The sequence below is a fragment of the Peptoniphilus timonensis JC401 genome (assembly GCF_000312025.1).
GTDB classification, from domain to species: domain Bacteria; phylum Bacillota; class Clostridia; order Tissierellales; family Peptoniphilaceae; genus Peptoniphilus_A; species Peptoniphilus_A timonensis.
This window is the reverse complement of record NZ_HE978593.1, coordinates 336,150-350,075: the sequence shown is the minus strand read 5'-3', so window position 1 is coordinate 350,075 and position 13,926 is coordinate 336,150. Positions and strand designations below refer to the sequence as shown.

General features: G+C 28.7%; 11 protein-coding genes and 1 pseudogene. All 12 read right to left on the bottom strand.

The features are described 5' to 3' along the window. Positions 1-16 precede the first annotated feature (16 nt). Positions 17-1,168: a TraB/GumN family protein gene (locus HGPT_RS01715; RefSeq protein WP_019138170.1), complete on the bottom strand. Its 1,152-nt coding sequence runs from the start codon at positions 1,166-1,168 to the stop codon at positions 17-19. 286 nt (positions 1,169-1,454) lie between these two features. Next, positions 1,455-2,168, bottom strand: coding sequence for a hypothetical protein (locus HGPT_RS01710; protein ID WP_019138168.1), 714 nt, complete (start codon positions 2,166-2,168; stop codon positions 1,455-1,457). 334 nt (positions 2,169-2,502) lie between these two features. Then, on the bottom strand, positions 2,503-2,976 hold the full coding sequence (locus HGPT_RS09565) for a hypothetical protein (protein ID WP_019138167.1): 474 nt from the start codon (positions 2,974-2,976) through the stop codon (positions 2,503-2,505). Positions 2,977-2,983: 7 nt separating this feature from the next. Next, positions 2,984-3,406: a SoxR reducing system RseC family protein gene (locus HGPT_RS01700; protein WP_019138166.1), complete on the bottom strand. Its 423-nt coding sequence runs from the start codon at positions 3,404-3,406 to the stop codon at positions 2,984-2,986. Between the two features lie 14 nt (positions 3,407-3,420). After that, positions 3,421-5,196, bottom strand: a complete 1,776-nt coding sequence (gene aspS / locus HGPT_RS01695) for an aspartate--tRNA ligase (protein ID WP_019138165.1) — start codon at positions 5,194-5,196, stop codon at positions 3,421-3,423. Between the two features lie 145 nt (positions 5,197-5,341). After that, positions 5,342-6,877: a Mur ligase family protein gene (locus tag HGPT_RS01690; RefSeq protein WP_019138164.1), complete on the bottom strand. Its 1,536-nt coding sequence runs from the start codon at positions 6,875-6,877 to the stop codon at positions 5,342-5,344. Between the two features lie 2 nt (positions 6,878-6,879). Further along, the gene (gene hemZ / locus HGPT_RS01685) at positions 6,880-8,208 is read right to left on the bottom strand and encodes a coproporphyrinogen dehydrogenase HemZ (protein WP_019138163.1); all 1,329 of its coding nucleotides are present in this window, start codon (positions 8,206-8,208) and stop codon (positions 6,880-6,882) included. Next, positions 8,205-8,831 carry an MBL fold metallo-hydrolase gene (locus HGPT_RS01680; protein WP_019138162.1) on the bottom strand — a complete coding sequence of 209 codons (627 nt, stop codon included), beginning with the start codon at positions 8,829-8,831 and terminating at the stop codon, positions 8,205-8,207. The genes hemZ and HGPT_RS01680 overlap by 4 nt, the downstream gene beginning before the upstream one ends. 8 nt (positions 8,832-8,839) lie before the next feature. Then, positions 8,840-9,289: a D-aminoacyl-tRNA deacylase gene (gene dtd, locus HGPT_RS01675; RefSeq protein ID WP_019138161.1), complete on the bottom strand. Its 450-nt coding sequence runs from the start codon at positions 9,287-9,289 to the stop codon at positions 8,840-8,842. A gap of 4 nt (positions 9,290-9,293) precedes the next feature. After that, a pseudogene (locus HGPT_RS01670) lies at positions 9,294-11,440 on the bottom strand (RelA/SpoT family protein). Then, positions 11,424-13,214, bottom strand: coding sequence for a single-stranded-DNA-specific exonuclease RecJ (recJ, locus tag HGPT_RS01665; RefSeq protein ID WP_019138160.1), 1,791 nt, complete (start codon positions 13,212-13,214; stop codon positions 11,424-11,426). Before recJ ends, HGPT_RS01670 begins: the two are co-directional and overlap by 17 nt. Before the next feature lie 117 nt (positions 13,215-13,331). Continuing rightward, a partial coding sequence (locus tag HGPT_RS01660) for an SPASM domain-containing protein (protein WP_040542378.1) occupies positions 13,332-13,926 on the bottom strand: 595 nt, incomplete at its 5' end.

Genomic DNA, 13,926 nt, shown 5'->3' with positions numbered 1-13,926 from the left:
TAAAAGTTATTAAATTTTATATTATGCTTTGAATAATTTTACTTCCAGCAATTATTGTGCCAATAGAGGAACCTAAATTTGCCAAGATAACAACTAAAAGTGCTTTTAAAAACTTGTTGTGAATCCAACTTTTTATGTTAAAAATATCATCTGGTATATTGTTTACATCTTCAACTGTTGGCTTTTTTAAGCTTGCTTCAACTAAACCAGCAAACCATCCACATGCTAGTACTGGATTTATTGAAGTAAAAGGTGCTGCTACAAAAGCTGTTAAAATACTTAAAGGATGTGGCAAACACAAGGCTGTAAAAATTGCAGCAAAAACAGAATTAAATAAAAACCAAGATTTAATTTGACTTATACCTGTGTCCATATTTTGTTTAAATCCTAAGGCAATTAAAATTACAATCAAAATTGGTATAATCCAGGGAAGTATTTTTCCCCAAAAAGTTTTTGGTGGAACTTTGTCTAGCTCTAAAACATCTTGTTCTTTAAAAATTTCTTCCTCCACACCTGGAGTATGAGCTGCTCCAAGAATTGCAATTACTTTTTTTCCTGGTGCATTTTTAATATTATATGCTAAGTATTTATCTCTTTCATGCAAAAGTGTTGCTGCTATTTGCGGATAATTTTTACCCATATCTTCAATAGCAAGTTCAAGATTATCTCTTTCAATTAATCTTTGTAGATCTTCTTCTGAAACTTCTTCTTCATCATCAATTGACATTAAAGAGAAAAATAATTTAATTTTTTCAAAAAATCCCATTTTTCTCCAAATTCTCATAAAAGTAGTTTGGATACTTCTATCTGCCAAGACTAAATTAATCCCCATTTCTTCAGAAGCTTTCATCCCTTCCATCATTTCTTGGCCAGGTTTTGTCTTTAGTTTTTTCGCAATATTTTTTTGATAAGATGAAAGAATTAAGTTTGCAATCAAAAGTGTAACTTTTTTTTCTTTTATAATATCAATAATATTTGTATTTTTCCAAGCATCAGGATTTTTTAAATTCTTATATCTTTGCTCGTCAAGTTCAATGCAAATAGAGTCAGGATTTTCTTCTTTTATAGTTTCTCTAACTAAATTAACACTCTCTTGAGATACGTGAGCAGTAGGTATTAAAATTATTTCCTTGCCATTATAATCAATTCTAATTAATTGTTCTTTCATTTTTCTCCCGTTTTTATAGAAGCAGCAATTTATTCTTTTTCTTCAGATATAGTGTAGGCTTCCTTATCTACACCCTTGTAGTAATTTGTAATCACTTTATTATCTTCTATTTTTTCTGTCATTAAAATTTTATCGCCATATTTTAATTTGTTTAAGTCATCTTCTTTAATAATATTAAATCCCTTTAAATAATTAGATGATGAATTTAAAATATCAAGACAAAGTGCATTTAAAATATCTTCTTCATTTTCAGCCTTGATTTTTTCTTCATCTAATTGATTTTCTTTTAAAGATACTTCCCTATTCTTTTTTGCAGAAAAATCCGCAGCATAAATATTTTCAGAAATATCAAGAAGATTATTTTTTTAATTAAAATATTTTCTTTCTCATCTTTTAATTTATTTACCTTTGATGAATCATTTAATAAAATTGACTTTAGCATATAATTATCGCCATTTATTAAATAATTCACAAGTCCAAGATTTTGAAAAGATTTTATATTGTGTTTTCCAATTGCCCTATTTAAATCATAATCATAGTTAGAATTTACAATAAAGGGCAATAACATTAAATTTGAATTTATATCTTCATAACTTAAATCTTTGTCAATAAAATTACCTTTTAATAGTTCAAAATTATTTATTTTTTCTTTAGAAATTTTGTAAGAATTATCAAAATTCACATTTTCAAATTTTATTAAAGAATCACCAATTTCTTTATTAAAATTTTGAATATCTTGAGATTTATTCTTTAAAATATCTATTTTTTTAATTTCATTTTTTATTACATCTAACTTTGAATGCTTTGAATTAATATCTTGTTTTAAAACTTTAAGCTTTTCTTCACTTTTATTCTTTTTCTCAATTAAAGATGAATTTTCTCTTGTCAAATTAAAATATGAAGAATTTATATTTCTCAAATTAGAAAATCCAAGAAAAGAAAAAATAATACTTATTCCAATAAATATTATGGAAAAAACAAATTTTATATTTTTATTCACTCTTACCACTCTTTTCCAAGGATTTTATAATTCCATAATTTTTATAATATTCAGGAATTTTTTCGTCAATAAATTTTTTAAATAAACTAAATTTTCAGAAGAAAGTTCACCTGTCTTATATGATCTTTTTTCCATTTCCTTATAAATATTTAATAGATTATTTATATCTACATAAACTTCAGAAAGAGGTGCTTTATCATCATTTATAAAATTATAAATACTAGAAGAATAGATGGATGCATAGAAAACAAAAAATTAAGTTCCTGTGACTTTTTGTTGTTTTTTATTAAATAAGATACAAATCCATCAGTATCTTTTAAAAGATCATCAATTTCTAATTCATCATAAATATTTTTATGCTTATCAAGATTTTTTCTTGGCTAAGAAGTAAAAAATCATTTACTGATCTGTCGTAATTTTCTTTTTCATAAATATTTGAATCAAAATAAGCACCATAAGCTTTTAGCCTATCTTTTATTTCTGATTTTATTTCTTTGTTTTTATTAATATATTCTTCTTCTAATTTTAAAATTTCATTAGATCTATTGGATTCAAATTGATATCCATACTTTTCATAAAACTCTTGAGATTTTAAATTAAATTCAATCTCCAAGTCTTCTATATCTTTATCAAGCTTTTGTGACTCTTTTTCAAGAGATGATATATCTTCTTTTAAAGCTTTGTTTTCTTCTATTAACTTAGATGAAAACTTTTTGTTAGCCAATGAATATAAAAAGAAGATAGATGACAAGATAAGAACTACTATAGAAAAAATATAGAGAACTTTTTTCCAATTCTTGTTTTTCATCTTTCACCTACATTTTTTCAAGAAGAATGCTAGAACCACTTATATGCCCAAATCTACTATCTACCTTTCTCAAAATTATAAAAGAAACTACAAAAGATAAAATCCCCACTATTAAAGACACTAAGTCTTTGTTTATAAGCCCAATTCTATTAAAAATATAGTAGGAAATAGAAATTGATGACATAAAAAGTAGTAAAGGTAATCCGTAAACTAAAAATTTATAAGAAAGCACAGACTTGTCATTTGTCTTAATCTTAACTATATCGCCAACTTCAGCAGATATATTATTGTTAAATTCAAAAAGTTCTTGTTCTGATTCTGCACATTTGGCATTACAAGATTCGCAAGATTCTCCACATGCACTTTCTCTTGTAAATTCTACAAAAATTTTATTATTATTTTTAGCTTTTACAATTCCAATGCTTTCCATAAAATCACCTTTTCTTAATCTTCTATAACTTTAATATGAACTTCTTCTAATTGTTTTTCTGTAAGTCCTGTTGGTGCACCTGTTAGTAAGCAAGTTGCAGCTTGAGTCTTAGGAAAAGCTATTACATCTCTTATGCTCTTTGCCTTAGTAAATAACATTACTAATCTGTCTAAACCATAAGCTAGACCTCCATGTGGTGGAGCTCCATATTTAAAGGCTTCAAGAAGGAAACCAAATTTTTCTTTTGCTTCTTCTTCAGATAATCCTAAGGCTTCAAACATTTTTTCTTGGACTTCAGGGTCGTTAATTCTTATACTTCCTCCACCCATTTCATCGCCATTTATTACAATGTCATAAGCTTTTGCTCTTGCATTTTCCTTATCAGATACTAATTTTTCAACATCTTCGTCTAATGGACTAGTGAAAGGATGGTGCATTGCAACATATCTTCCTTCTTCCTCGTCGTATTCAAATAGAGGGAATTCTGTAATCCAAACGAGTTTATAATCGTCATCATCAATTAAATCCATGTCTCTTGCAATTTTATTACGAAGATTTCCAAGTCCACTATAAACTACTGAATTCTTATCGGCCAATATTAAAATTAAATCTCCTTTTTTTGCATCAAAGAAAGAAATAATTTCATTCATTTTATCTTCTGATATGAATTTTGCAATTGGAGAGTCAATTTCTTCATCGACTCTTATCCAAGAAAGACCCATAGCTTTAAAATCTTTTACAAAGGATTCTAATTTTTTAACTTGTTTTTTGGAGTAAAAATCACTTCCTCCATCGACTTTAATTCCTCTAACGCTCTTTCCTTTTTCAGTATTACCTTCAAATACTTTAAAACCGCAATCTTTTACAATATCTGAAACATTCTTTAGTTCCATTCCAAATCTTAAATCTGGCTTATCAACTCCAAATCTATCCATAGCTTCAGAATATTTCATTCTCTTTATAGGAAGTTCTATGTCCTTATTTATAATTTCTTTAAATAAAGTTTGAAGATATTTTTCATTTATAGACATAACATCTTCTTCAGTTACGAAGCTAAGTTCCATATCAATTTGAGTAAATTCAGGTTGTCTATTTGCTCTTAAATCTTCATCTCTAAAACACTTAGTAATTTGAATGTATCTATCCAAACCAGAAACCATTAAAAGTTGTTTCATAAGTTGTGGTGATTGAGGAAGAGCATAAAATTCCCCTGGATTAACTCTACTTGGAACTAAATAATCTCTTGCTCCTTCAGGAGTTGGCTTTGTGAGCATTGGTGTTTCAACTTCAATAAATCCATTGTCATAGAAAAAGTCACGAGTAATTTTATAAATTTTTGAACGAATCATGAGATTTTTTTGCATGCTTGGCTTTCTAAGATCAAGTGTCCTGTATTTTAATCTCATATTTTCTGATACATTGTCATTATCTTTGACATAAATTGGTGGAACTTCAGATTCACTTAAAATTTTAAGTTCTGTTGCTAGAACTTCAACTCTACCAGTTTCCAATTCTTCATTTATTGAAGATCTCATGCGAATAGTTCCCTTAACAGCAATTACAAATTCCCCACGAAGGTGAGATGCCTTTTCTAAAAGTTCATCTGATGAACTATCGTCAAAAACAATTTGTGCAATTCCGCTTCTATCTCTCAAGTCGACGAAAACAATTGATCCAAGTGATCTTTGTTTTGCAACCCAACCCATTAAGGTAACTTCTTTTGAAATCATATCTTCTGAAATCTCATTGCAATAGTTAGTTCTCTTGAGATTTCCCATTTTTTCAGCCATATTTCCTCCTAAAAATTAAACTCCAAGCCTCAAATGGTTTGGAGCTTAGTCGTCAAAATTATTAATAAACGATTAGCAATTTATCTAATTTTTATTCCATAAAATTCTATTTTAATTATAAAACAAGGTCTTTCAAAATTCAACTTTAACAGATTCTCTTGTCTATTCTATGAGAAAATCCTTCTATATCTTTTACTATATTTTCTTCTAAAAGTTTTTTCTTTACAAAACTTGCACCCTTATCCATTCCTTGGCATCCTGCTAGTAACAAAACATCATCTTCCTCCATTAAATCAATGGAATTATATATGGAGTCTTCCAAGTTATCATAAATCTTACAATCTATATTATTCTTTTCTAAAATATTTTTAAAGACTTTAAGCTCATCATCTGTTACCCTATCTTTTTCTTTTACAGTATCTTTTGATAATGTAGCAGTTAAGGACTTTGGTTTTAAAATCTTAATCCACTTAACTAGCCTTTCAGTTATTTCACGATTCACTTCCACTCCTCTTTTTCCTCTAATAGCATAGAGAATGTTTAAGTTTTTATAATCCATTTCTTTTAGAGTTTCCATTGTGGCATCAATGTTTTTTTCGTTGGCAAAGTGATCATCTAAAATTTTAAATTTCTCATCAAAGATAAGTTCAAATCTTCTTTCTACACCTTTAAAATTTTTTAGAGCTTTCTTTATAGTTTCTTTTTCAATGCCTAGACAAAGAGCAATTATAATAGAAACAATTGAATTCATAACAGAAGAGTAACCAACTGAACCTAATTCTATATTGAATTCTTGTTTTTCTATAAGTTTATCTTTAACTTTTAAATCTCTATTTATTTTAAAAGTAAATCTTCCCTTCCCTGAAGACAAGTCAAGATTTTCTATTCCAAAATCAGCCCCATTATTTTCAAGAGAGAAACTAAGAACTTGAGCCTTAGTCTTATCTTTAAGGGAATAAATTTTCTCATCATCAGCATTTAAAATTGCTATAGCATCTTCTTTTGCATGTCTAATAAGTCTTGATTTAAATCTAAAATAATTTTCAAAACTTCCATGTTGATCAATGTGTTCTCTGCCAAGGTTATTGAAAGTAACTATGTCAAAATCTATATTTTTATTTCTATACAATTCTTGAGCAGAAGAAGAAACTTCCATTGTCACATCTGTGACATTTTTTTCTCTCATATCTCTAAAATAGGATTGAAGAGTTAAAGATTCTGGTGTTGTAAGAACAGATGGAATTATTACATCATCGTATCTAGTTAGAACAGTTCCTATGATTCCTGTTTTTCTTTTATCTTCTTCTAAGATAGAATCCACCATAAAAGCTGTAGTTGTCTTTCCATTAGTTGCAGTAATACCTATTACATTCATTTCTTTTGAAGGATCTTCATAGAAATTTCTTGCTATATCTGCAAGAGCAATTCTAGAATTTTCAACTCTTATTTGTTTTATATCTTCTTTAGAGTAATCTTCTACTAAAGCAATTTCTGCACCTAATTCTTTTGCCTTACTTATAAATCTGTGACCATCTGTTACATAACCTTTTATGGCAACAAAAATACCGCCTCTTTCTACATCATCAGTGTGAAAGGCGATATTTTTTATATCTTCTTCTTTATCCATTTCAAAATTTGCGTCAATAATATCTACATTATTTAAAATTTTACCTAGTTTCAAAACTATCTTCTCCTTAAAAAGTCTTCAAGGTTTTTAGAATTTAAATTTCTTTTAAATTTCCCATCCTTATTTAAAATTTTTGTGCTGGCTCCTAAACCAAAAGCAATTATATTTTCCAATTCTTCCATCATAACTATATTATAAATTGATGAATATCCATTTTTTGCATAGCCAATATTTTCTGAAGAGATTACAGATTTTTTCTGTCTATAAATATAATAGGGTTCATAATTATTTTCTAATAATAGTTTTTTAGATTCCTCTAATAAATTCCCATAATCTTCTTCATTTATATAAGAATTTTCAAAGAGTTTGGATCCATTTTTTAATGCCAAGGTGTGTATAGTTATATTTTCTGGAGAATAATCAATTGCTTTTTTTATTGAATTAAGAATACTAAACTTATCTTCTCCAGGAAGTCCCATTATTAAATCCATATTAATTACTTCAAATCCAATTTTTCTCGCCATATTAAACCAATATGTCATATCTTTATTCGAAATTCTATTTAAATTACTTATTACATTTTCATTAAAACTTTGTGGATTTAGTGATATTCTGTTGACTCCCTTATTCTTTAACATCTTTAGAATTTCAATACTTAGACTATCAATTCTTCCACATTCAACAGTAAATTCCCTTGCATTTCCAAATTTTTTTATAGTCGCATCTATTATTCTTTCGAGATTTTCTAAGCCTATTGATGTTGGAGTTCCTCCTCCAAAATAAATAGAATTTGGACTTTTCTTAAATTTAAGTTCATATGATTTTATATCTTCAAGGAGTCTTTCTGTGTAAAGTTCCATTTTGTCCTTATTTTCTATAGTTGTATCAAAGGAACAATATAGGCATCTACTTGGACAAAAAGGAATATGAACATAAACATTGTAATTATCAATATTAGATTTTCCTCTCAAATTTTCTTGATTTTTATAAATCTTATATAGAAAATTTGAATCTTGTCTACTTATCCTATACTTTTCATAAAGTATTTTTAAGGAATCATCATAGGAATAGCCCTCAAAAACTTTCGAAATAAGTTTTAAGGGCCTCACTCCAGTTAAAATTCCAAAGCTTGTATCAAAATTTTCCTCTTTTGAGAACAAATCAAATAGATATCTTTTTATTAGAAAATGAACTTTATCATTTTCTATTTTTAATTCATCTTTTTTATTTAACCCACGACCAAATACTTCAATATTTACAATATCATCATGAATATTTATTTTTAAATTTAAATTTATATCTTTATAATCTTTTGGAAGTTTCATTCTAAAAAATTCAAAAATCGATTTTTTTAGACCTTCATTTTCATTTTCTATTTTTATCATAGATTCCTTAAATATGGGTTAGAAATTTTTTCGTAACTCATTTGAGATTCAGGACCATGCCCTGATAAAACATAAATCTCATCGTCCAATTCCTTTAGTTTTTTCAATGACTCTATCATAAGTGAATGATCTGACTCTGGAAAATCTGTCCTTCCTATTGAACCATTAAAAAGAGTATCTCCTGCAAATAAATAATTATTAAATAAATAGCAAACTGAACCCAAGGTATGACCTGGTGTTTCTATAACTTTAATAAGTCCTTCTGAAAAAGGAATTTCATCATTGTCATTAACAAAAACATCAACATCTGCTGCTTCAATTTCCATGCCAAAGGATGAGACTCTCACTTCAGCAGGTGTTTCCAAAAATTTCCTGTCTTTTTTTGATAAATAAACTGGAGCTTTAAATTTTTTTGCTAGACTTGCAACAGCACCAACGTGATCAAAGTGACCATGTGTCAATAAAATGTATTTTATGTTTAAAGAATTTTTTTCTATAGCTTCAATAATATTTTCACTAGAAGCACCTGGATCAACTATAAAGGCATCTTTGTTTTCATCAAATAAAATAAAACAATTCTCTTGCAGTTGTCCTACAACTAATTTTATAATTTTATATTCCATTACTTCACCTAAAATTCCTTGCTTGAATCTAATAAAATAGTAACTGGACCATCATTTATAAGTTCAACATCCATGTCAGCGCCATATTTTCCTTTTTCAACTTTTATCCCCAAAGCTTCTAGTTCTTCAATAAATTTTTCATATAAAATAATTCCATCGTCAAACTTAGCTGATCTTACATAAGATGGTCTGTTACCCTTTCTAGCATCTCCATAAAGAGTAAATTGACTGACAACTAAAATTTCTAGACCATAATCAAGAAGCGATTTATTCATAACTCCTTCTTCATCGTCAAATATTCTAAGTTTAGTTACTTTTTTTAAAATGTATTCTAAATCTTTTTCTTCATCATGTTCCTCTATCCCTAAAAGAAGCATAATTCCTTTATCGATTTTTGAAATTAATTCTCCATCAACAGATACACTTGCCCTTTTAACTCTTTGCACTACCGCTCGCATTTAATCACGCCTTTATTCTATAAACTTCTAAAACATTATTTATTCTCTTGAGTTTTTCCATTAGTCTTTCAAGTTCTTCACTGTCAGTAATTTCTACTGTGATATCAATTACTGCATCGCCATTTTTTAAAACCTTGGCATTTAAATAAGACATACTAAGTCTAGAATCGTTAACTCTACTAGCAATATCAGCAATTACATTAGGTTTGTCAAAGGCTCTAATTTCTATAGATGCACTGTAACTTGCTGCATTGGAATTTTCCCACCTAACTTCAACAAGTCTAGAAGGATCAACATTATTTTGCATATTTTTGCAATCTTTTCTGTGAACTGAAATTCCTCTACCTATAGTTATATATCCAACTATATCATCTCCAGGAACTGGCGTACAACATTTTGCTATCCTAACATTTACACCGTCTACACCCTTGACTTCAATACCTTGATTGTTGTATCTCTTTTTAGACTCTACAATTTCTTCAATATCTTTTTCATCTTTTTTATAAAATTTATTGTAAAGATCTGTGAGTTTCGCTGTTACCTGTGCAGTTGTAATTGTTCCAAATCCTACTGCCGCATACATTTCATCAAGACTAAGCATATTTAGCTTTTCTTTAACTTCTTCTAACCAATCATCACGCAAAATCTTGTGAGTTTCATAGCCAAGTTTTTTCACTTCTCTTTCAATAGCATCTTTTCCTCTTTCAATATTCTTTTCTTTGTCTTTTACCTTAAAATATTGAGAGATTTTTTTCCTCGCTTGAGGACTTCTTACAATTTTTAGCCAGTCAAGAGAAGGGCTTGTGTTTGGATTTGTAATTACATCAACAATATTGCCACTTTGCAAAGTGTAATTTAGAGGAACTATCCTTCCATTTACTTTAGCACCCACACAAGTATTTCCAACTTGTGAGTGTATTCTATAAGCAAAGTCAATTGGCGTTGATCCTTCTGGTAAATTTATTACATCACCTCTTGGAGTAAATACAAATACCTCGTCAGCAAAAAAGTCAATTTTAAGAGTATCCATAAAATCTTCAGGATCATTTAAATCTTTTTGCCATTCCAACAATTGTCTTAGCCAGGTCAAGTTTACATCAAAGGCAGTTTCCTTTGATACGCCAGCCTTATACTTCCAATGGGCAGCAATACCATATTCTGCTGTTTGGTGCATTTCATAAGTCCTAATTTGAACTTCAAAAGTTTCTCCATTGTTATCAATTACTGTTGTGTGAAGTGATTGATATTTATTAGGTTTAGGCATAGCAATATAATCCTTAAACCTTCCTGGTATTGGTTTAAAAAGTGTGTGGACAACTCCTAAAGCACCATAGCAGTCCTTTACAGAATGAGTTAAAATTCTTACAGCAGAAAGGTCGTAAATTTCATCAAAAACCTTACCTTTTTTCTTCATTTTTTTATAAATTGAATAAAAGTTTTTAGGTCTCCCTTTAATTTCACATTCTATGCCAACATTTTTAAGATTGTCTTCAAGAAGCTTTATTATATGATTTATTAAATCTTCTCTTTCGTTTCTCCTCTTGTTTACCATATCTACTAATTCATAGTAGCCTTCTTCATCAAGATATCTTAGAGATAAATCTTCAAGTTCCCACTTAATCCTGCTCATACCAAGTCTATCTGCAATTGGTGCATAAATTTCAACGGTTTCAGTTGCTTTTTCAATTTTTTTGGCGTCAGTCATATATTCAAGAGTCCTCATATTGTGAAGTCTATCAGCTAATTTCACAATAATAACTCTTATGTCTTTTGCCATGGCAAGAACCATTTTTCTAATATTTTCCGCTTGTTTTTCTTCTTTATTTTTATAATTTAATTTTTTAATTTTGTAACCCCATCTACTAATTCAGCAATTTCTTGACCAAATTCATTTTTTACATCTTCAAGGGTTACATCTGTATCTTCGACAACATCGTGTAGAAGACCTGCTACAATTGTTGCAGTATCCATATTCATATCTGCAAGAATCAAAGAGACATTTAGGGGATGGATTATATAATCTTCACCAGAATTTCTCTTTTGTCCCTTGTGGTGCTCCTCTGCCATTTTATATGCACGATTTATTAAATCAAGGTCAGCATTTTCATTATATGATTTTACTTTTTCAATTAATTTATCTATTAATAACATTATTCTCACCTGTAACTCTATAATTTTTAATCTTTAACTGGATAGTTACATTTCCATTAAAATTATTTAAGTCTAGATTAAAAACTATATCTATAAAAATATTTGATGGTCTTCCATTTAGAAGAGCCACTACTTCTTCCCTACCATAGGAATTTGCAAGCCTATTTAAAAAAACTTGTGAATCTTCAAACAATATTCCCGTATAATTTATATTGTCTTGGGATAAAGTCATTTTCAAGAAATTTTTATTTTTTCCCAAGATATTAAGTGACTTAACTTGTAAATTTTTAGCACCGAACTTTGGGGCAGAATTGCCATTGCCAAAAGGAGCAAGCGCCTCAAGGTCTCTCACAAGATTCATACTTATATATTTAAGCTTTAAATTTCCATCTATATAAACTTTTCGAATTAAATCTTTATCAGTAAGACTTTCTTTTTCATCAACATCTTTTATAAAATCATCTAAATCGGAAAGATTTAAAGATAAACCACATGCCATCTTATGTCCACCAAAACTTTTAAGATATTCTTTGGACTTTGAAAATTCCTCAAACATATTATATTCTTCAATACTTCTGCCAGATCCCTTTATTAAATCCTTTGAATCACTCAAAACTACACTTGGTCTATAATATTTTTCTTTGATTTTTCCTGCCACTATTCCAAGAATGGACTCATTTAAACCTTCTTCATAAATAATTAAAATCTTGTGTTTATCCAAAAGATTTTCTCTATTAATCTTTTCATCTATAACTTCAAAGGCCTCATTAGTTAAAACTTGTCTTTCATAATTCAGATCCCTCAAAAGTTTTGCCTTATCTAAGGCTTTAGAATAATCGCTTTCTAAAAATAATTCTAAAGCTTCCTTCGCTGATTCAAGCCTGCCACTAGAATTTATAGTAGGTCCCAAAATAAAACCAAGATGGTATACGTCAATTTCATTTTTTCTTATATCTGCTGCTTCAATAAGGGCATTTAGACCCAAGTCTTTAGTTTCTCTTAGTTTTTTTAATCCCTCAGAAACTATTACCCTATTTTCATCTATTATGGGCATTACATCGCATACAGTTGCTATTGCTGCATAGGGAAGAAAGCTATCATAAAATTCTTCCTTTTCAACACCCTTAATCAAAAATAAATACTCTATAAGTTTAAAAGCAACTACTGCACCACAAATTTCTTTGAAGGGATAGGAACAGAAATTCTGTTTTGGATCAATTACAGCACTTGCATCGGGAATTATTTCAACTTCCTTTCCATTTTCCACAATTTTTGGAACTTCGTGGTGGTCAGTTATTATGATATCCATTTCTTTAGATTTTGCATAAAGAACAGAATCTCTTGCAGCTATACCATTGTCGCAAGTTATTATACACTTGACTTTATCATCATAAGCTTTATCTATTAAATTGTTATTAATTCCATAGCCATCATGGACTCTATGAGGTATATCATAGGATACATTTGCTCCAATTCTTTTTAAACCAGTGTATAAAATATATGTTGAAGTAACCCCATCAACATCATAATCACCAATTATTCTAATTTCATTTTTTTTACTAACATGACTTAAAATTATATTGGAAGCTTTAACCATGTCTTTTAATAAAATAGGTGAATTTAAATTTGAAAGACTGGGATTTAAAAATTCTCTAATGTCGTCTTCTGTATTAATTTCCCTATTAAGTAAAATTTTATATATAACATTGTTTATTCCTAATTTTTTATAATCAATTCCAGGATCGCTTTTATTTTTTATAAACCATCTTTCCATTTAATCACCACTTTTGTATAAATTTAATTATATCAAAAATTGTCATTAAGGTAAAACTAATATAGACTCTATCAAATACAAAAAAAGAACCCCTAAGGGTCCTAAATTTTTAAAAAATTATTCTTCATTTGCAAGAACAGAAATAGCACATTCGATTCTCTTCTTTTCCATTGCACAACCAACTTTATAAGGTTTGCTCAAATCTTTGTTACTATAATAAGCGTTGGCATGACATCCACCTGAACAATAATATCTAGCCCAACAAGTTGGACAGTCCTCATTAGTGTATACGTTAGAATTTTTAAATGTATCTCTCAATTCAGTATTTAATATACCGTCGTCGACATTTCCCAACAAAAATTCCTCTTCACCAACAAATTGATGGCAAGGATAAATTTCTCCTTGTGGGGTGATGGCAACATATTCAGAACCAGCACCACATCCAACGGTTCTTTTTACAATGCATGGTCCTTGAGATAAATCAATTATAAAGTGGAAGAAAGAAAAGTCTTTATCTTTTTTTCTCATTTCAATATAGTCCTTGGACATTTTTTCATATTCACTTAAAATTTTATCAAGATGTTCTTCTCTAATAGCATAAGGTTCGCTTTCATCTGTAACAACTGGTTCTATTGAAGTCTTTTTAAAGCCGTGAGAATAAAAATCTTTTAAGTCTTCAGAAAAATCTAAATTTTCATTTGTAAAAGTTCCT